This window comes from Streptomyces sp. NPDC107522 (assembly GCF_055657525.1).
Window position 1 is genome coordinate 267,159 of the sequence record NZ_JBVKAU010000006.1, and the last position, 19,094, is coordinate 286,252.

At 71.1% G+C, this 19,094-nt stretch carries 17 protein-coding genes; 11 read left to right on the forward strand and 6 right to left on the reverse strand.

The window, feature by feature from the left end; genetic code table 11:
* The first annotated feature begins 152 nt into the window (after nucleotides 1-152).
* Both ACZ7L6_RS21535 and ACZ7L6_RS21540 read left to right on the forward strand, forming a co-directional pair.
* Nucleotides 153-533 (forward strand): STAS domain-containing protein, encoded by a 381-nt coding sequence (locus ACZ7L6_RS21535; RefSeq protein ID WP_433042309.1) that lies wholly within the window; start codon nucleotides 153-155, stop codon nucleotides 531-533.
* Nucleotides 534-700: 167 nt separating this feature from the next.
* Nucleotides 701-1,213 carry an EF-hand domain-containing protein gene (locus tag ACZ7L6_RS21540; protein WP_471926197.1) on the forward strand — a complete coding sequence of 171 codons (513 nt, stop codon included), beginning with the start codon at nucleotides 701-703 and terminating at the stop codon, nucleotides 1,211-1,213.
* A 20-nt stretch (nucleotides 1,214-1,233) separates the two neighbouring features.
* On the opposite strand, the gene ACZ7L6_RS21545 is transcribed toward ACZ7L6_RS21540, so the two are convergent.
* Complete coding sequence (locus ACZ7L6_RS21545) at nucleotides 1,234-2,742, reverse strand: class I adenylate-forming enzyme family protein (RefSeq protein WP_471926199.1); 1,509 nt, start codon at nucleotides 2,740-2,742, stop codon at nucleotides 1,234-1,236.
* A gap of 124 nt (nucleotides 2,743-2,866) precedes the next feature.
* Here ACZ7L6_RS21545 and ACZ7L6_RS21550 point away from each other — a divergent pair, with 124 nt between their 5' ends.
* The 3 genes from ACZ7L6_RS21550 to ACZ7L6_RS21560 all read left to right on the forward strand — a co-directional run bounded on the left by ACZ7L6_RS21550 (nucleotide 2,867) and on the right by ACZ7L6_RS21560 (nucleotide 5,855).
* Nucleotides 2,867-4,000, forward strand: coding sequence for an acyl-CoA dehydrogenase family protein (locus ACZ7L6_RS21550; protein ID WP_471926201.1), 1,134 nt, complete (start codon nucleotides 2,867-2,869; stop codon nucleotides 3,998-4,000).
* Nucleotides 4,001-4,009: 9 nt separating this feature from the next.
* Complete coding sequence (locus ACZ7L6_RS21555) at nucleotides 4,010-4,885, forward strand: acyl-CoA dehydrogenase family protein (protein ID WP_471926203.1); 876 nt, start codon at nucleotides 4,010-4,012, stop codon at nucleotides 4,883-4,885.
* Between the two features lie 493 nt (nucleotides 4,886-5,378).
* Entirely contained in the window at nucleotides 5,379-5,855 is a 477-nt protein-coding gene (locus tag ACZ7L6_RS21560; protein ID WP_471926205.1) for an ATP-binding protein, read from the forward strand.
* Between the two features lie 417 nt (nucleotides 5,856-6,272).
* On the opposite strand, the gene ACZ7L6_RS21565 is transcribed toward ACZ7L6_RS21560, so the two are convergent.
* Nucleotides 6,273-7,199 carry a cyclase family protein gene (locus tag ACZ7L6_RS21565; protein WP_471926207.1) on the reverse strand — a complete coding sequence of 309 codons (927 nt, stop codon included), beginning with the start codon at nucleotides 7,197-7,199 and terminating at the stop codon, nucleotides 6,273-6,275.
* Between the two features lie 95 nt (nucleotides 7,200-7,294).
* Between ACZ7L6_RS21565 and ACZ7L6_RS21570 the strand changes: the two genes are divergently transcribed.
* The 4 genes from ACZ7L6_RS21570 to ACZ7L6_RS21585 all read left to right on the forward strand — a co-directional run bounded on the left by ACZ7L6_RS21570 (nucleotide 7,295) and on the right by ACZ7L6_RS21585 (nucleotide 11,902).
* Complete coding sequence (locus tag ACZ7L6_RS21570; RefSeq protein ID WP_471926209.1) at nucleotides 7,295-8,206, forward strand: SDR family oxidoreductase; 912 nt, start codon at nucleotides 7,295-7,297, stop codon at nucleotides 8,204-8,206.
* Between the two features lie 105 nt (nucleotides 8,207-8,311).
* Nucleotides 8,312-9,463 carry an acyl-CoA dehydrogenase family protein gene (locus ACZ7L6_RS21575; protein ID WP_471926211.1) on the forward strand — a complete coding sequence of 384 codons (1,152 nt, stop codon included), beginning with the start codon at nucleotides 8,312-8,314 and terminating at the stop codon, nucleotides 9,461-9,463.
* Complete coding sequence (locus tag ACZ7L6_RS21580; RefSeq protein WP_471926213.1) at nucleotides 9,463-10,512, forward strand: alcohol dehydrogenase catalytic domain-containing protein; 1,050 nt, start codon at nucleotides 9,463-9,465, stop codon at nucleotides 10,510-10,512. Before ACZ7L6_RS21575 ends, ACZ7L6_RS21580 begins: the two co-directional genes overlap by 1 nt.
* Nucleotides 10,513-10,645: 133 nt before the next feature.
* Nucleotides 10,646-11,902 carry an MFS transporter gene (locus ACZ7L6_RS21585; RefSeq protein ID WP_471926215.1) on the forward strand — a complete coding sequence of 419 codons (1,257 nt, stop codon included), beginning with the start codon at nucleotides 10,646-10,648 and terminating at the stop codon, nucleotides 11,900-11,902.
* On the opposite strand, the gene ACZ7L6_RS21590 is transcribed toward ACZ7L6_RS21585, so the two are convergent.
* On the reverse strand, nucleotides 11,810-12,853 hold the full coding sequence (locus ACZ7L6_RS21590) for a GlxA family transcriptional regulator (RefSeq protein ID WP_471926801.1): 1,044 nt from the start codon (nucleotides 12,851-12,853) through the stop codon (nucleotides 11,810-11,812). The two genes, ACZ7L6_RS21585 and ACZ7L6_RS21590, sit on opposite strands and share 93 nt — an antisense overlap.
* Before the next feature lie 179 nt (nucleotides 12,854-13,032).
* Here ACZ7L6_RS21590 and ACZ7L6_RS21595 point away from each other — a divergent pair, with 179 nt between their 5' ends.
* Nucleotides 13,033-14,364, forward strand: a complete 1,332-nt coding sequence (locus ACZ7L6_RS21595) for an MFS transporter (protein ID WP_471926217.1) — start codon at nucleotides 13,033-13,035, stop codon at nucleotides 14,362-14,364.
* Between the two features lie 87 nt (nucleotides 14,365-14,451).
* On the opposite strand, the gene ACZ7L6_RS21600 is transcribed toward ACZ7L6_RS21595, so the two are convergent.
* The gene (locus ACZ7L6_RS21600; RefSeq protein ID WP_471926219.1) at nucleotides 14,452-15,147 is read right to left on the reverse strand and encodes a flavin reductase family protein; all 696 of its coding nucleotides are present in this window, start codon (nucleotides 15,145-15,147) and stop codon (nucleotides 14,452-14,454) included.
* Between the two features lie 81 nt (nucleotides 15,148-15,228).
* On the opposite strand from ACZ7L6_RS21600, the gene ACZ7L6_RS21605 reads away from it, so the two are divergent.
* A complete protein-coding gene (locus ACZ7L6_RS21605) occupies nucleotides 15,229-15,831 on the forward strand; it encodes a hypothetical protein (protein ID WP_471926221.1) in 603 nt (200 codons plus the stop codon).
* Nucleotides 15,832-15,866: 35 nt separating this feature from the next.
* Here the strand turns inward: ACZ7L6_RS21605 and ACZ7L6_RS21610 are convergent, their stop codons facing one another.
* Together ACZ7L6_RS21610 and ACZ7L6_RS21615 are read right to left on the reverse strand one after the other, a co-directional pair.
* The gene (locus tag ACZ7L6_RS21610; protein WP_471926803.1) at nucleotides 15,867-16,742 is read right to left on the reverse strand and encodes an enoyl-CoA hydratase/isomerase family protein; all 876 of its coding nucleotides are present in this window, start codon (nucleotides 16,740-16,742) and stop codon (nucleotides 15,867-15,869) included.
* A 19-nt stretch (nucleotides 16,743-16,761) separates the two neighbouring features.
* Nucleotides 16,762-18,987 carry an acetate--CoA ligase family protein gene (locus ACZ7L6_RS21615; RefSeq protein WP_471926223.1) on the reverse strand — a complete coding sequence of 742 codons (2,226 nt, stop codon included), beginning with the start codon at nucleotides 18,985-18,987 and terminating at the stop codon, nucleotides 16,762-16,764.
* Nucleotides 18,988-19,094: the final 107 nt, after the last annotated feature.

Below are 19,094 nucleotides of genomic sequence, written 5' to 3' on the forward strand. Positions count from 1 at the left end.
TCGATCGAACAGGATCGAATGCGATTGAAACAAGCCTTTCCTGATCGGTCACCGTTTTCTGGAAGGTGTTTCAGGGAACAGCCGCTGGGCAGCCGCGCTGCAAGGAAGCGTAGGAGACGCTTCCGTTTCGGCGAGTCCGGCGAGCGAGGGGCGTGGTGGTGACGTTGAAAGTGACCGGCGGTGAGCGGGGCGACTGGGCCGTGCTCCAGGTGTCGGGCGAGCTGGACCTGGTGACGTCGCCGGCGCTGCGCCAGCACGTCCATGACGCGGTGGCCGAGGGGCGGCACAGCCTCGTCCTGGACCTCTCCGAGGTCATGTTCTGCGACTCAAGCGGCGTCGGCGTCCTCATCGCCTCCCGCCGCCTGATCCGCTCCTGCCAGGGCAGCCTGCGGCTGATACTTCCGGCGCAGGGCGCGGCGGAGGGGTCGCACGTCAACCGGGTCCTGGGGGCGCTCGGCGTGCGCCGGCTGTTCGAGGTGTACCCGGACGTCGCGGCGGCGGTCGCGGAGGACGCCGGACCGCTGTCGGCCTGACCGTATGCCGGCCGGACGGTCCCCGATTCCTCTGCGAGTGCCACACCGTTGTCCCAAAATTCCCCCGGTCTTGGCACAACCGCCGCTTTCTCGCGCCCGCACGGCGCCCGCCGTCGTACGCTCCGTGCGAGATACACCCCACGTGACGTAAGGCGGCCCGATAAGAAATGGTCAGCAGCGAGTACGAGCGCAGGATCGCCGCCCGGTTCGCCACCTTCGACCAGGACGGCAACGGCTACATCGACCGCGAGGACTTCAGTACGGCGGCCAAGGCGCTGCTCGCGGAGTTCGGCATCGCCGCCCGGTCCGACAAGGGCCAGGCGCTGTACGTCGGCGCCGAGGCGTTCTGGCAGGGCATGGCCGGGATCGCGGACCGTGACGGCGACCAGCGCATCACCCGCGAGGAGTTCGTGAACGGCGCGGTCAAGCGGCTGCGCGACAACCCAGACCGGTTCGCCGAGATCGCCCGCCCCTTCCTGCACGCCGCCCTCGACCTGGCCGACTCCGACGGCGACGGCGCCGCCACCGTCGGCGACACCGCCCGCGTGCTCGTCTGCCTCGGTGTCCAGGAGGACATCGCCCGGGCGGCCGCCGCCGGCCTCGACCCGGACGGCGACGGCAAGGTGGCGGAGGGCGACATCGTGACCGCGTTCGCCCGCTACTTCACCGTTCCCGAGTGACACCTGCTCCCCAGTGACACCTACGCCGTTCCCGAGAAGCGCTCCCTGAGCTTGTACTTGAGCACCTTGCGCAGGGTCTCGTTGCGCGGAAGGGCGTCGACCACCTCCAGCTGCTCCGGCAGCTTGTGCGTCGCCAGCCCTTCACCGCGCAGATACGACGTCACGGCCTGAAGGGTCAGCTTCTCGGCGCCGTCCGGCTGTTCCACGACCGCGCAGACCCGTTCCCCGCGGTCCGCGTCCGGCAGTCCGATCACCGCCACGTCGCCGACCGCGGGATGCCGGTGCAGCAGGTCCTCGATCTCCTTCGCCGAGATGTTCTCGCCCTTGCGGATGATCACGTCCTTGAGGCGGCCGGTCAGCACCAGATGCCCGCTGTCCGTCAGATACCCGAGGTCACCGGTGCGCAGGAACCCCTCCTCGTCGAAGGCCGCCGCCGTCTGCGCCGGATCCAGATAGCCCCGGCACACCGCCTCCCCGCGCAGCCGCACCTCCCCCTCCACGATCCGGATCTCCATCTGTTCCGGCGGCCGCCCCTCCGTCGTCGCCAGGTTGTCCGCCGTGTCGTCCGGCGCCCCCATCGTGATCATCGGAACTTCGGTCATGCCGTACCCGTGCGTGAGCTGCACCCCCATCTCGCGGACCACGGCGTGATACAGCTCCGGCGGCTTCGGCGCCCCGCCGCCCGCCAGCAGCCGCAGCGAGGGGACGGCCTTCGCGCCGCGCGGCTGCCTGCGCTGCTCGTTCAGGAACATCGAGTAGAAGGCCGTCGACCCGCCGGCGATCGTCACGCCGTGCCGGCGATACGCCTCCAGCGCCTGAGGCAGCGCGAACTGCTCGAACATCACCGCGGGGAAGCCGTACAGCAGCAGCATCACCATGTAGTCCGGGCCGCCTATGTGGGCGTACGGGAAGGCGATCGACCCGATGTCGTCGGCCCTCGGACGCAGCGCGTGCGCCAGGCAGGAGCCGCCCGAGATCAGCGAGCGGTCGGTGTGCAGGACGCCCTTGGGGTCGGACGTCGTCCCCGAGGTCCAGTAGATCCAGCGCACGGAGGTGCCCTCGGCGGGCGGCGGGGGCAGCACGGAGGGATCGCCGTCCGGCAGGGTGTCGTACGCCTCGAAGATCCCCTTCGCGCCCAGTCGCCGCGCCATCTCCGTGTGGTCGAAGCCTCGCCACTCGCCCGGCACGGCGAAGAACTCCGCCTTCGACTCCCGCAGCGCGAAGCCGACTTCACGGTCCCGGTAGAACGGGATGACCGGCGACTGTACGGCGCCCAGGCGGGCCAGCGCGAAGGACAGCAGGGCCGTCTCGATGCGGGTGGGCAGCTGCCAGGCGACGACCGTGCCGGGGCGTACGCCCATGTCGTACAGGCCGGCCGCCACGCGCTCGGCACGCGCGCGTAGAGCGCCGAAGGACAGGGAGCGGTCGTCCTGGAGGAGGACGGGGCGGTCGGGGGTCAGTTCGGCACGGCGTGCGACCAGTTCCCAGAGTGTGCGCGAGGAACCCAGGGCGTGTGCGGTGTCGTTCACGACAACCCCCTCTGGCTGACGGTCTGTCAGATCGTGCGGAGAGCGTAGGGCCCGACGCCTTGTCGGTCCAGGGGTGCGGGGCTAGCCTGCTGCTGAATCTGACGGACCGTCAGGCAGGTGGTGGATGGACCTCACGTACACGCCCGAGGAGGAGGAGTTCCGGGCGCGGTTGCGGGAGTGGCTGGGCGAGGTCCTCCCGGTGCTCCCGCCGAAGCCGTCCCCCGACGACTGGCCCGGGCGCCGCGCCTACGACCTCGGCTGGCAGCGCAGGCTGTACGACGCCGGGTACGCCGATGTGCACTGGGACGCGTCCCCGACCGTACGGCTGATCTTCCTGGAGGAGACCGAGAAGGCGGGCGCTCCCTATGTGGGCGCGGGCTTCGTCGGGCTGCTGCACGCCGGGCCGACCATCGCCGCCGAGGGAACGCCTGAGCAGCGAGCACGCTGGCTGCCGCCGATCCTGCGCGGGGACGAGGTCTGGTGCCAGGGCTTCAGCGAACCGGACGCCGGCTCCGACCTCGCGGCGCTGCGCACGCGCGCGTGGAGGGACGGCGACGACTATGTGGTGAGCGGGTCCAAGATCTGGACGTCCCACGCGGAAGTGGCCGACTGGTGCGAACTGTTGGTGCGCACCGACCCCGAGGCGCCCAAGCACCGCGGCATCAGCTGGCTGGCCATGCCCATGGACGCCCCGGGCATCACCGTACGGCCGCTGAGGACCCTCGCCGGGTCGGCCGAGTTCGCCGAGGTGTTCCTGGACGAGGTGCGGGTGCCGGTCGCCAACCGGGTCGGGGACGAGAACGACGGCTGGCGCGTGACGATGGTGACCCTGTCCTTCGAGCGCGGCACGGCCTTCGTGGGCGAGGTCGTCGCCTGTCGGCGCGTGCTGCGCGAACTCGCCGCCGAGGCCCGTGAGAACGGCCGCTGGGACGACCCTGCGCTGCGGCGGAGGCTGGGACGGCTGAACGCCGAGTTCCGGGCGCTGTGGCGGCTGACCCAGTGGAACGTGAGCGAGGCCGAGCTGACGGGCGGGGTGCCGGGAGTCGGGGGTTCGGTTTTCAAACTGAGGTATTCGCACGCCCGCCAGGAGCTCTACGACGCCACGGCCGACGTCCTGGGGCCGGACTCGCTCGACCTGGACCGGCCGTGGGTCCTCGACCGGCTGTCCTCGCTGTCGTACACCATCGCCGCCGGCACCTCGCAGATCCAGCGGAACATCGTGGCCGAGCGGATCCTCGGGCTGCCGAAGGGGCGGTGATCTCTCCAGATGCGGTTCCAACTCAGTGAAGACCAGCGCGCGTTGCGGGACGGTGTGCGCGAGCTGCTGGCTCGGCGCTTCGGGCCGGAGGCGCTGCGGGCCGCCCTCGACGAGCCCGGACGCCTGGACCGGGAACTGTGGAGCGAGCTCGGTGCGGCCGGGTTCTTCGCGCTGCGGCTGCCGGAGGCGGACGGCGGCGTCGGACTCGGCCTCCCCGAGGCGGTGTTGGCCTTCGAAGAGGCCGGACGGGCGCTGCTGCCCGGGCCCCTGGTGGCCACGCACCTCGCGGCGGGGACGGTGCTCGGCGCGGCCACGGGCGAGGTCGTCGTCACGGCCGTCGGCAGCGGGCTGGTGGAGTGGCTCGCGGAGGCGGACGTCGTACAGGGCGACGCTGCGGGGGCCGTACCGCTGCGGTCGGCCGACCCGCTGACGCCCCTGCACCGGGTTCCCGTGGCCCGCGACGTGGACCCCGTCGCCGTACTCCTCACCGCGGCCGAACAACTGGGCAGCGCCACACGCGCGTGCGAGCTGGCCGTGCAACACGCCCGGACCCGTGAGCAGTTCGGGCAGCCGATCGGCGCCTTCCAGGCGGTGAAGCATCTGTGCGCGGAGATGCTGGTACGGACGGAGACGGCCCGCGCGGCCGTCTACGCGGCGGCCGTCACCGCCGACCCGGCCGACATCGACACCGCCCGGCTGCTCGCGGACCAGGCGGCCGTGCAGGGTGCCCGTGACTGCCTCCAGGTGCACGGCGGCATGGGATTCACCTGGGAGTTCGAGGTGCACCTGCATCTGAAGCGCGCGTGGGTGCGAACTCATCGTGCGGGCGCAATTACGGAGAGTGAAGATCGATTGGCTGCCGAGCTTCTCGCTGAATCGGCCTGAAGGCCCCTGGTCTGCAATGTCACCGATCACGCCCGCACGGATGTCGCGGATTGTGGCATACCGGAATTACGGAGCGTTGATATCGGGTTGTGTCCTACGCGTGACTCGTCACGGCCTGGAGTCGGCGGTCCGCTCCGGTACCTTGTGTGAGATGCGAGTGGTTCCGAGCACGAGCCATGCCGGAGTTGCCCTTGAGGCGGCTCCGGATCCGGCGGTGCGCGCCGTTCCTCGCAGGGCGAGAGGGCTTTCTGCCCCCGCCTGTTCGACTCTCCACAACAAGCGTCGCACAGTATGCCGCACGGGTACTCCTTCGCGCTGGAATATGCCCGAAGCGCTTGTTGGGGTGACTGTACGTCAACCATGCTGTCAGCTAAGGGATTCACGTTCTGTGACCCTGGCTTTGGCCATTGTTCTGGCCATGAAAAAAATGGCTAGGATCGTGGCCCTCGTGAGGCGCGGGGCTATGTGTCCGCCGGTTCGGATGGTGTGAACGGTGCAGGTGCTTCAAGTGCAGCTGGAGATCCGGCCCGACCCCGCTGAGGTGGGGCGAGCCCGGCGGTGGGCCCGCTCGCGGCTCGCCGGATCCGGGATAGGGGTCGACGAGCCGCTCGCCGAGACACTGATCCTGCTCGTCTCCGAACTCGTCACCAACGCCGTGGTGCACACCGGCTGTCCGGCCGTACTGAGGCTTTCCCTGCCGGGCGTGGCGCAGGAGTCCACCACCGTACGGCTCGAGGTGGCCGACCGCAGCGACCGGGCGCCGGTGCCGCGGTGTGCCGACGGCGACGCGACGGGCGGCCGGGGCCTCGCGCTCGTCGACGGTCTGGCGGACCGCTGGGGCTGGAGCTCCGAGGGTGCCGGCAAGCGGATCTGGTGCGAACTGGACCGCGCCGCGGAGTCGGAGAGGTCCTCTTCCGCCTACGGCAGCGGGGCGTCGGCGTACGAGGGGCTGGCGTACGAGGCGGTGTGAAGCGTCCTGGCGGGCGCACGGCTCGACAACTGCGCCGGATTCGGTGCACGGTTGCAGAAAGCGCTGTCTCCCTCTGCTCGGGCAGGCACTGATGCGCCCGGGCATGCTTCTGTGCGCGCCTGCTGCAAATAGGGCTTAAGTAACAAATCCCCGGGTGGGTGTTGACGCGACGTGTCCGGTTGATCACGCTTGTGGTCAGCGATTCGCCGCGAGGGGACGACGAGGGTTTCGGTGACGGAGGCCCTTGCCGAGTGTGGGTCGTGATTCGGCGTCGGTTCTCTCAGGGCTGGGGGAGTCGAGGAACCGGGGCGGGTACGCCGGAGTCGGATGGTGGCGCGGTGCCGTGCTCGGGCGGACAGGGCACCTCCCGCTCGAGCGTAGTTCGAGAGCGGGGAGCCGCGCCGCCAGCCGACCTTGTCAGAGCACCGCCACGGGTGCGACGGGAGTCCCCGTGCCGCCGACGAAGGGCTCGGGCATCGCCGACAGCAGGAATGTGTAACGGCCCTCTTCTCCACAGGCTGTGGACAACTCTTCGAGATTCCAGTTCTGGCCCTGGAGCATGCCCATCTCCACCAGATCGAGCGCGTGCACGGGCAGCCACAAATCCTCTGTCTCGGGCGGAAATATCTCAAACGTGAGGGTGTCGTTCGCCACGGCAGCCACATCGCGCGCGTGGAACCACTCCGGCGTACGGATCGACAGACCGGCTGAGGGATAGCCGTACGCGTGCTTGTCGCCGGCGAGAAGGGTCTGGATCTGCCCTGTCCGTACGAGCACGATGTCGCCGGCGCGCACACGCGTGCCCGCGAGTTCCTCCGCCGCCTCCAGGTCCTCCGGGGTGACCGCATGCCCGCCGTCGAGCCGCGAGACGCCACGCGCGCGTGCCACGTCGAGCAGGACGCCCCGCGAGACGATGTGCCGTGCCTTGTCGATGCCGCTGAACTCGGCGCCGCCGTGCGGGGTGATGGTGTCGGCGGGGCGGCCGTTGTAGAGCCGGCCCGAGTGCGAGACGTGGGTGAGCGCGTCCCAGTGGGTGGCCGCCTGCAGGCCCATGGTCACGATGTCGTCGCTGCAGGCGACGGTTCCCGGGCCGAAGAGCTCCTGGTTGATCTGCACCATGGCGTGCAGCGGGTTGACGCGTCCGGGGATCATCCCCGTCTGGACGCCGTCCTGTTGCAGGGGGAGGGCGAGGGGGACGCGGCGACCGGTGCGTACGCAGGCGGCCGCCTCGCGGACCACCTCGTCGGTGATCAGGTTGAGGGTGCCGATCTCGTCGTCGTCCCCCCAACGGCCCCAGTTGTTCACACGCTTGGCGATCTCGTGGAACGCGTCCGGCAGTGACATGAGTCCTCCCCGGGGGTTGTCTCCGTGTATCTGACGGGTCGTAGAATCGAGTCGAATCTAACGGACCGTCAGAAACTGCGGGAAGGGGCCGGGGCATGGGGAACTTCTTGGCAGGCAAGGTCGTCGCCGTGACGGGTGCCGGGCGGGGGATCGGGCGGGCGGTGGCGCTGGCCGCCGCGGCCGAGGGGGCGCGGGTGGTCGTCAACGACTACGGGGTGTCCGTGGACGGCGTCTCGCCCACGAGCGAGGTCGCCGAGGGCGTGGTCAAGGAGATCGAGGCGGCGGGCGGGGAGGCCGTTGCTGTGGCCGACGACGTGTCCACGATGGCCGGTGGGCAGCGGGTCGTGGACACGGCGGTGTCGGCCTATGGGCGCATCGACGGGGTCGTGTGCGTCGCCGGGATTCTGCGGGAGCGGATGCTGTTCAACATGACCGAGGAAGAGTGGGATCCGGTCGTCGCCACGCATCTGAAGGGGACGTTCACGGTGTTCCGGGCCGCCTCCGCGGTGATGCGGAAGCAGGGGTCGGGGGCCCTGATCGGATTCACCAGCGGGAATCATCAAGGGTCGGTTTCGCAGGCGAATTACAGCGCGGCGAAGGGTGGGGTCATTTCGCTCGTCCGGAGCGCCGCGTTGGGGATGCACAAGTACGGGGTGACCGCGAATGCGGTGGCGCCGGTGGCTCGTACACGGATGTCGGCGAACGTTCCGATGGAGTTGGCGGAGATCGGGGAGCCGGAGGACGTTGCGGCGCTCGTGGCGTATCTGCTGTCCGACGGGGCGAAAGAGCAGGGTATTACCGGGCAGGTTTACACCGTCGCCGGGGCGAAGATCGCGGTTTGGGCTCAGCCGCGGGAGCTGCGGGCCGCGTATGCCGAGGGTTCCTGGACGCCGGAACGGATTGCGGCGTTTCTGCCGGGGGCGGTGGGGGTGGATCCGATGCCGATGTTGGAGCGGGTGGAGGCGATGCGGAGGGCTGCCGCCGAGGGGGCGCGACCTAACGCCTGAGAGCTCGGGGGGCGGTTGTACGGCGGCTGCGGGTGGTTTGTGGCTGGTCGCGCAGTTCCCCGCGCCCCTGAGGTTGGAGACCTGACCGTCGCTTAGGAGGATGCCGTGGATTTCGGGTTTGCACCTGAGGACGAGGCTTTTCGTGCGGAAGCTCGGGCGTGGCTCGAGGAGCATGGCGAGGACGCTCAGGATCGGCGTAGCTGGGAAAGGGCCCTCGGGAAAGCCGGGTGGATCGGGCTGGGGTGGGCCGAGTCCGGTTACGGGAATCGAACCGCCACCCTCACCCAACAGGTCGTCTGGGCGGAGGAATACGCGCGGTCGGCCGCGCCTGCGCGCTCGGGGCACATCGGTGAGAATCTCCTGGCGCCCACTCTCATTGCCCACGGCACCGAAGAGCAGAAGGCCCGCTTTCTGCCGCCGATCGCCGCGGGGGACGAGCTCTGGTGTCAGGGGTACAGCGAACCCGGTGCGGGGTCGGATCTAGCGGGGATTCGGACGCGGGCCGAGCTCGGGGCGGACGGGACGTATCGCGTCACCGGGCAGAAGATCTGGACCTCTCTGGCGCACGAGGCCGACTGGTGCTTTGTGCTGGCCCGTACCGAGCCGGAGTCCCGGCGGCATCACGGGCTGAGCTTTCTGCTGGTTCCCATGGATCAGCCGGGGCGTGTCGACGTGCGGCCGATTCGTCAGATGACCGGGACGAGCGACTTCAACGAGGTCTTCTTCGACGGGGCGCACGCGCGCGTGGAGCACGTCGTCGGGGGCGAGGGTGCGGGCTGGAAGGTGGCGATGAGTCTGCTGGGGTTCGAGCGGGGGGTCTCCACGCTCGCCCAGCAGATCGGCTTCGCGGCGGAGTTGGGGAGGGTCGTGCGGGCTGCCGTACGGTCCGGTGCCGTGGGCGATCCCGTCCTGCGGGAGCGGCTCGTGCGGCAGTGGGCCGAGCTGCGGGTGATGCGGTGGAACGCCCTGCGGACGCTGGGGAGGTCGGGGGACGCCGGGGCAGCCAGTGTGGCCAAGCTGCTGTGGGGTGGCTGGCATCAGCGGCTCGGGGAGCTGGCGATGCAGGTGCGCGGCGCGGAGGCGGGGGTCGGGCCGGTGGCCTGGTCGCCTTCGGCGCCGTACGAACTCGACGAGGCGCAGCAGCTGTTCCTGTTCTCCCGGGCCGACACCATCTACGGCGGGTCGGACCAGATCCAGCGCACGATCGTCGCCGAGCGGGTGCTCGGACTGCCGAGGGAACCCAAGGGGGTTGTGTGATGCGCGGCGTGGTGTTCGACGGGAAGCGGGTCGAGGTCGCGTACGACCTGGAGGTACGGGACCCGGGCTCGGGTGAGGTGCTGGTCGCGATCTCGGCGGCGGGGTTGTGCCACAGCGACCTGTCCGTGGTGGACGGGACCATACCTTTTCCGGTTCCTGTGGTGCTGGGGCATGAGGGGGCCGGGGTGGTCGAGGCGGTGGGTGTGGGGGTCACCCATGTCGTGCCGGGGGACCATGTGGCCCTGTCCACGCTCGCCAACTGCGGTACCTGCGCCGAGTGCGACCGGGGGCGGCCGACCATGTGCCGACAGGCCATCGGACGGCCCGGGAAGCCGTTCGAGCGAGCGGGTCGGCCCGTCTTCCAGTTCGCGTCCAACTCCGCCTTCGCGGAGCGGACCGTGGTGAAGGCCGTGCAGGTGGTGCGGATCCCGAAGGACATTCCGCTGCCCTCGGCCGCGCTCATCGGGTGCGGGGTGCTGACCGGGGTCGGCGCCGTGCTCAACCGGGCGAAGGTGGATCGCGGGGACAGCGTGCTCGTGATCGGGACCGGGGGGATCGGGCTCAACGTCCTGCAGGGTGCGCGGATCGCCGGTGCGCTGCGGATCGTCGCCGTCGACGCCAATCCGGCGAAGGAGGCGGTGGCGCGGCAGTTCGGGGCGACCGACTTCCTGACCTCGGTGGAGGGGGTGCGGGAGCTGCTGCCCACGGGGGCGGACCATGCCTTCGAGTGCGTGGGCCGCGTCGAGTTGATCCGGGCGGCCGTCGATCTGCTCGACCGGCACGGACAGGCGATTCTGCTGGGGGTTCCTCCGGCCGGCGCCGAGGCGTCCTTCGTCGTGTCCTCCATGTACCTGGACAAGTCGATCCTGGGATGCCGGTACGGCTCGTCGAGGCCGCAGCGGGACATCGCGCTGTACGCCGAGCTGTACCGGGAGGGGCGGCTGCTGCTGGACGAGTTGGTGACCCAGACGTATCCGGTCGAGGAGTTCGAGCGGGCGGCGGCGGATGCGGAGGCGGGGAAGGTGGCTCGCGGAGTGCTCACGTTCTGAGGGCCGAAGGGCCTCGGGGGAGAGGTCCAAGGGCCTTAGGAGTTCCGGCTCTTCCCGAGGGCTCCGGCGAGTTTTCCACAGGCCCGGAAAAGTGGCTGCCGTGCTGTCAGTGGCGGCGCCTACCGTCATCTCCATGACCTATCGAGACGTCGCCTCCAAGCAGGTCCTGATCTGGGCCTGCACCGCCGTCGCCGCTCGTATGCCGGTCGCCATGGCGCCGTTGGCCCTGGTGTTCCTGGTGCGCGAGCGGCCCGGCGGCTACACCCTGGGTGCGACGCTTGCGGCGGCCTATGTGCTCGGCGAGATCATCGGGGCCCCGGTCCTCGGCGTACGGCTGGACCCGGCGCGCGGTCGGCGGCATCTGGCCCTCGGACTCGTGGGCGGGGCGGTCGGGTTCGCGGGGCTCGGGGTGCTGGCCGGGGCGCATCCCGTGGTGCTGGGGGCGTTCGCGTTCCTGGCCGGTGCGGCACCGGCCGCGGCAGCCGGCGGACAGCGGGCGCTGCTGACCTCACTGGTCCCGGAGCGAGCCGTGGCGCAGGCGCTGTCCACCGAGTCGATGCTGATGTCCGGCGTATGGGCCGTCTCCCCGGTCGCCGTCGCCGGTCTCGCCCTCGGGGTGGCGCCACGGGTGCCGCTGCTCCTGGCTGCCGCCCTGATGGCAGCGTCGATCGCGGGCCACTGGCTGCTGCCCGCCGACTGGGCGAAGGAGGAACAGGACGGGAAGGCAGAGCGGCGGCTCGGGCCCCGCATGCTGATACGCGCCTGGCCGGTGTACGTCACGGGCGCCGCCAGCATCACCCTGCTCGGCCTCGCCGAACTCACCCTGCCCGCTCTGCTCGAACAGCGCGGCATCGGTGTGGGCTGGTCCGGGCCGATGCTGGCGGGACTCGCGGTGGGGTCGGGGCTCGGGGCGTTCCTGTACGGCCTCCGGCCGTGGCCGGGGCGGCTCCACACACGCAGTGTGGTGCTGATGTGCGGCATGTCGGCCTTCGTGACCCTCGCGGCGCTGATACCGGGTGCGGCCGGGATCGCGACCGCCCTCGTCCTGGCGGGCACACTCCAGGCGGGCGCGCTCATCACCCGCAACCTGTCCCTGCGCGACGCCGTGCCGCCGGGTGCCCTGTCCGCCGGCTACTCCGTGATGTACGCGGCCGCGGGCGCGGGCTACGCGGCGACGGGTTCCCTCGCCGGTGGCCTGCTCCAGGTGGTGGCGCCGTCCACCGCGATGGTGGCCGGAGTGCTGCTGACCCTGCTGCTGACGGCGCTCGGCTGGTGGGGAGAGACCCGCCGGGATCGCTCAAGTGCCGCTGTGGACCCGGCCGTCGGCGTTGCCCCCGGCGCGGAAGGTGCGCCGATAGCTGGTGGGTGTGACGCCGAGGGCCGCCTGTAGGTGCTGCCGCATCGACTGGGCCGTGCCGAAGCCGGCGTCCCGGGCGACCTGGTCGACGGACAGGTCGGTCGACTCCAGCAGGTGCCGGGCGTGTTCCACCCGCTGCTGGGTGAGCCACTGGCCGGGGCTGACGCCGACCTCCTCGCGGAAGCGGCGTGTGAAGGTCCGTACGGACATGGCCACCTGGTCCGCCATGTCGCGCAGCTGGATCGGCTCGTGGAGGCGGCCCAGGGCCCAGGCGCGGGCCGTGGTCGTGGACGCCTGCTGGAGGTCGGGGACCGGGCGGTGGATGTACTGGGCCTGGCCGCCGTCCCGGTGCGGCGGTACGACCGTGCGGCGGGCCACGTCGTTGGCGATCGCCGTGCCGTGGTCGCGGCGGACCATGTGCAGGCACAGGTCGATCCCGGCCGCCACGCCGGCCGAGGTCAGCACGTCGCCGTCGTCGATGAACAGGACGTCCGGGTCCACCTCGATCTTCGGGAAGAGCTCCTGGAAGTGCTCGGCGTCCGCCCAGTGCGTGGTGGCCGGGCGGCCGTCGAGCCGGCCGGCGGCGGCGAGGACGTAGACGCCGGTGCAGATGGAGGCGAGCCGGGTGCCGGGGCGGATGTGGGCGAGCGCGGCGGCCAGTTCGTCGGTCAGCACGCCCTCCTCGAAGACCGGGCCGAGCTCGTACGACGCCGGGACGATCACGGTGTCGGCGGTGGCCAGGGTCTGCGGGCCGTTGCCGACGTGGATGGCGAAGTCGGCGTCGGTCTCGACCGGGCCCGGCGGCCGGATCGAGCAGGTGACGACCTCGTACAGGTGCCGGCCCTGCGCGTCCTTGGGGCGGCCGAAGATGCGGTGCGGGATGCCCAGTTCGAACGGGAGGATGCCGTCGAGGGCGAGGACGACGACGCGATGCGGACGGAACGGTTCCTGCGCGGCGCGTGCCGCGCTGCCGACCGTGTCCATGTCCCGGCCCGTAGGCATGGCCGGATCCGTGTCCATGTCCCGACCCTTAGGCATGGCCCGATCGCCAGGGGCGTCCGAATCCATAGGCGTGTCCCGATCCGTATGCATGGCCCGATCCTAGCGAAGGCTGTCCCTCGGGCCACTCGTTTCGGGTCACCGCAGGCCCGAAGCTCTATGTCGTGACCCAGACAACCGAGGCAGCAGCCACCGCAGAGGACAACCGGCCGATCAGGAAGCACCGCCCGTGGCGGAGCCGCAGAATGTCGCTGCATCGGGCGTGGTTCGTCGCCGCCGTCGCCTTCGTGACGATCACCGGCGCCGCCGCCTTCCGCTCCCTGCCGGGTCTGCTCATCGACCCGCTGCACGAGGAGTTCGGCTGGTCGCGCGGCACGATCGGGGCCGCCGTCTCCATCAACCTGGCCCTGTACGGCCTCACCGCCCCCTTCGCCGCCGCCCTGATGGACCGCTTCGGCATCCGGCGGGTCGTCGCGGCCGCGCTGACCTTGATCTCGATCGGCTCCGGCCTGACCGTGTGGATGACGGCGGCCTGGCAGCTGCTGCTGTGCTGGGGCCTGCTCGTGGGCCTCGGCACGGGTTCGATGGCGCTGGCCTTCGCCGCGACCGTCACCAACCGCTGGTTCACCGAGCGGCGCGGCCTGGTCACCGGCATCCTCACCGCCGCCTCGGCCTCCGGCCAGCTGATCTTCCTGCCCGTGCTGTCGTTGATGATCACCAGGCTGGACGACTGGCGTCCGGCAGCCGTCACGGTCTCCCTCGCGGCCCTCGCGGTGGTCCCCCTGGTCTGGCTGCTGCTGCGCGACCACCCGGCCGACGTGGGCGTGAAGCCGTACGGCGCCACGGAGTTCGTGCCCAAGCCGGCCCCGGTGCCGGGCGCCGCGCGCAGGGCCGTGAAGGTCCTCTTCTCCGCCGCCCGTACCGGCCCCTTCTGGCTGCTGGCCGGCACCTTCGCGATCTGCGGCGCCTCCACCAACGGCCTCGTCCAGACCCACTTCGTGCCCGCAGCCCACGACCACGGCATGCCCGTCACGGCCGCCGCCTCGCTGCTCGCGGTCATCGGCGTGTTCGACGTCGTCGGCACGGTGGCCTCCGGCTGGCTCACCGACCGCTTCGAGCCGCGCCGGCTGCTCGCGGTCTACTACGCCCTGCGCGGCGTCTCGCTGCTGTTCCTGCCGATGCTGCTCGCCCCGAGCGTCCACCCGCCGATGATCTTCTTCATCGTCTTCTACGGCCTCGACTGGGTCGCCACCGTCCCGCCCACCGTCGCCCTGTGCCGCGAGCAGTACGGCGACGACAGCGCGATCGTCTTCGGCTGGGTCCTCGCCTCCCACCAGGTCGGCGCCGCCCTGGTGGCCGTACTCGGCGGGGTCGCGCGGGACGTCTTCGGTACGTACGACATGGTCTGGTACGCGTCCGGGGCGCTGTGCGCGGCGGCGGCACTGATGTCGCTGGTGATCCGGCGGCGTACGGCTCCGGTGGCGATGGCGGCCTGAACGCTCCGCCGGAAGCAGGGTGCGGCGGCCGGACAGAGCCAGGAGGCCGGTCGCCCTCCTGACGCCCGGGCCCCGGCGGACGCCGTCCTAGAGGAACCGCCCCTTGTGGAACAGCAGCGGCGCCTCGTCCCCGTCGCTCGCCCCCAGGGCTTCCACCCGGCCCACCACGATCAGATGGTCACCCCCGGTGTGCACCGCGTGGATCGTGCAGTCGATCCACGCGAGCGTGCCCGCGAGGCGTGGGGAGCCGGACACGGGAGCCGCGTCGTAGGCGACACCCGCGAACTTGTCCGCGCCGCTCACCGCGAAGGCGCGGCACAGCTCGCTCTGCCCGGCGCTCAGGACGTTCACGCAGAAGACGCCCGCGCGGGCGATGCGCGGCCATGTCGTCGACGTACGGCCGACCATGAAGGCGACCAGGGGCGGGTCGAGGGAGAGGGAGGAGAAGGACTGGCAGGCGAAACCGGCGGGGGCTGCGGCTTGCGGGTCGTCGGTGGAGGCGGCTTGTGCGTGGTCGGTGGGGCTGGCTTGCGGGTCGTCGGTGGTGCTGGGCTCCTGAGGGGCACCGGCACCTGTGGTGGCCGGTGCCGTGACAACGGCCACGCCCGTCGCGAAGTTCCCCAGGACGCGCCGGAACTCGGCCTGCCCGACCGGAGCCCGCTCGTCCTCGCCGACGCACCGCAACTCCGGGCGCGGCAGCACTTCGACGGGCTCCCGTTCGGGGGCTGCCCTGACCGACCTGAGGTAGCGGACGGCGGCGGCCGCCATCCCTGCGTGTCCCATCACACCACCCATTGAAGCTGACGGGGCGTCAGATCGGAAGGGGTGTGCCGGGCGCGGAAGACCCCTGCGTACGCTGCGCCTATGGGGTGGGGAGACGAGGCCGACGGCCCGGAGGGCGACAGGCCCGACGGCGCGATGCGACCGTACGTCGACGCGAACGCCGCCGCCGCGCTGTGCGCGGCGCAGTACCCGGTGATCTGCCTGATCTGGTGGATCGGCACACTGGGTGACGACTACGGCAGCAGCGGATACGACATCATCGCCGCTCTCGTCCTGGCCGGCCTGCTCGTCGTGGCGCCGATCGCGGCGCCGTTCGCCGGCATCGCGCAGGCGGCCGTCCAGATCGTGCCTGCCGACCTTCTCGCCCGCTTCGTCGTGCGCCACGCGCGCGGGCCGGTATGGGCCTGGCACCTGGTGTGCAGCACGGCGATCGGCGTGGGCTGGGCGGCCGTCGCCGCTACGGCGTGGGGCTGGCCGTTCACCGGCACGGCATCGCTCTTCGCGGCTCTCGGCGTGCTGCCGGTGCTCGGCCTCGCGCACCTGCGCAGGCGTACTCGGGTCACGGGGCGACCGCGGGGATTCCTGGATGTGTGGCTGCCCTCCCTGTTCGCCTCCGTCGGGCTGTTCCTGCTCGTCTTCGTGGGCGGGGTGCTGGCCACGGTCACCTGGACCTTTCCCGGGTAGCAGACCCGGACTCCGCACTCCACCTCGTGCCGGCCTCACCGCCCCCGGTACTCGGCGCTCCTGCGCTCCACGAAACTCGCCACCCCCTCCCGGGCGTCCTCCGTCGTCATGTTGATCTCCTGCGCGGCCGCCTCCGCCGCGAAGGCGGTGGTGCGGTCGGTGTCGAGGGAGGCGTTGACGAGCTGTTTGGTGAGGGCGAGGGTGCGGGTCGGGCCGGTGGCGAGGCGTTCGGCCCACTCGCGGGCCGTCTTGTCCAACTCACCGTCCGCCACGACCCGGTTGACCAGACCGAGGCGCTCGGCGTCCCGCGCGGTGAGTGCGTCGCCGAAGAACATCAGCTCCTTCGCCCGCTGGGGGCCGATCAGGCGGGGGAGGAGATAGGCGCCGCCGCCGTCGGGGACCAGGCCCCGGCGGACGAACACCTCGATGAACTTCGCGGACTCGGCGGCCAGTACGAGGTCGCAGGCGAACGCCAGATGCGCACCGAGGCCGGCCGCCGTGCCGTTCACCGCCGCGATCACCGGCTTCTCGCAGTCGAGGACGGCTGCGACGAGGCGCTGGGCGCCGAGGCGGATCGTGCGGGCGACATCGCCGGGGACCCGCTCACCGGCCGCCGACCCGCCCCGCAGATCCGCCCCGGCACAGAAACCCCGGCCCGTTCCGGTCAGCACGACGGCCCGGACACCGGGGTCCGCGGAGGCGTCGGCGAGCAGTTGGATGATCCGTTCTCGCTGGTCAGGGGTGATGGCGTTGAGTGCCTCGGGCCGGTTGAGGGTGATGCGGCAGACCTGATTGTCAGTGGCCTGCTGTACCAATGAATCAACGGCATCGACGGAATCGACGGAATCGACGGAATCGACGGAATTTCCGGGTACACGGGGGGAACCGGGCATGTCCATCTCATCCTTCATCTCATTGTCGGCAGGCATCTCAGCGGCACACCACCAACGCGTCCAGCGCCACCGCGCCCTGCCCCCTCGGCAGCACCATCAGCGGGTTGATGTCGAGCTCCGCGAGGTCGTCCTCCAGTTCCAACGCCATGCGCTGCACCCGCAGGACGACTTCGACGAGCGCGTCGAGATCCGCCGGGGGGCGCCCCCGGACCCCGTCGAGGAGGGCCCGCCCGCGCAGTTCGGCGAGCATGTCCCGCGCCTGCTCCTCACCGAAGGGCGGCACGCGTACGGCGGTGTCGCCGAGCACCTCCACGAGCACTCCGCCCAGCCCGACGGTCACGGTCGGCCCGAACAGCTCGTCGTGCGTGACGCCGACGACCATCTCGACACCGCGCTCGACCATCTGGCAGACGAGGACGCCGTCCAGCGAGATGTCCTCGTAGCGGGCGATGTCGGTCAGCTCCCGGTAGGCGTCGCGGACCTGGCTGGCGGAGGTCAGCCCGATCTTGACCAGGCCCAGCTCGGTCTTGTGGGCGATCCGTGCGCCGGACGCCTTCATCACCACGGGGTAGCCGACCAGCCCCGCGGCCCGTACGGCCGCCGCCGCGCTGGTCACCAACTGCTCGCGCGGTACGCGGATGCCGTACGCCCGCAGCAGCTGCTTCGCCGCGTGCTCGCTCAGTTGCTGACCCGGGCGCATCAGTGGCTGCGCCTTGCGGAAGGACGGGGACGGGGTGCGGGGCGCCCGGTCGAAGGGGGAGCGGTAGCCGGTGACGAAGCGGTGGTGGTCGAGGTAGGCCCGGACGGCGGTGATGCAGTTCGCCACCGTGCGGAAGGTGGCCACGCGCGAGGACCCGAGCAGCACCTCGCGGTACGCGGGCTCGGTGCCGACGGGCGAGCCCCACACCACGCACACCAGCTTGTCCGTCCGCTCCGCCGCGTCCACCAGGTCCTGGACCAGCCGGTCGCTGAGCGGCGGGAAGGGGCCGGTGACCGGGCAGATCAGCACTCCGACCTCGGGGTCGTCGAGGATCGCGTCGATGATCTTCCGACCGCGCCAGTCGCCGACGGGGTGACCGCCGTTGTCGACCGGGTTGGCCACGCTCAGGTACTCCGGTATCCACTGGTGCAGCTCGGCCTGCTTGGCCTCCGACAGCACCGGCAGCCGAAGCCCCGCCTCACTCGCCAGGTCGGCGAAGTGCGCGCCCGTGCCGCCCGAGATCGAATAGACGACGACGCCGTCGGCGCGCGGCGGCTTGGCACGGGCCAACAGGGCGGCGGTGTCCTGGAGTTCGTCCAGGCCGTCGACCCGGATCACCCCGTACTGCCGCATCGCCGCGTCCACCACCGCGTCCGCGCCGGTCAGCTTGCCGGTGTGTGAGGCGGCCGTGCGCGCGCCGGTCTCGGTGCGGCCCACCTTGACGGCGACGACCGGCACCCCGCGGCGGGCGGCGCGGTCGGCGGCGAGGAGGAAGGCCCGCCCGTCCTTCAATCCCTCGACGTAGCAGGCGACGGCGCCCACCTCGGGCCGCTCGGCGAAGTAGGAGATGAAGTCGGCGGTCTCCAGGTCGGCCTCGTTGCCCGTCGGCGCCCAGTGGCTCAGGCGGATGCCGAGCTCCTGGAGGGCGAAGACGGGCCGGCCCTGGTGGCCGGACTGGGTGATCAGGGCGATCGCGGGACCGTCCAGGTCGTCCCGGAACCGTTCGAAGGCGTTGAGGTTGGTGTTGGGGCCCAGCAGCCGCATCCCGGACCGCTCGACGGCGGCGGTGAGCCGGTCCTGTGCGGCAGCACCCTCCTCGCCGGTCTCGGCGAAACCGGAGGCGAAGACGACCGCGAACTTCACCTTGGCCTCGGCCAGTTCCTCGATCACCGGAAGGGGGTCGGCGACCAGCAGTACGGCGAGATCGACCTGCTCGGGCAGGTCGGCGACGGAGGGAGAGCAGGGGATGCCGAAGACGGACGGGCGGTTCGGGTGCACCGGATGGAGCCGGGCGCCGACCCGCTCGGACCAGGCGATCAGCTGGCGGGTGACACCGGTGTTCGGTCGGCCCTCGGCGTCCGAGGCGCCGATCACCGCGACCGACTCCGGCCGGAAGAAGCGGTCCAGATCGGGTACGTGGGAGTACAGCGGACGGCCGCTGACGTCGAGATCGTCGACCTCGGCCGGCCGGCCGTGGACGGCGGGCCCGGGCTGCTCGCCACAGGCGATGACCCGGGCCCGGCGGGAGTCGGTGGTGAGGGTGCCGTGGGTTGATCCAAGCATCGGTCCGCCCGCTCCTGTGTGACAGCGATTAACTGACGCAGTGTCAGATTAAAGGAACTGACGCTGTGTCAGGAACGGCTGTGCACGCAAAGTTGGGCGGCAACACG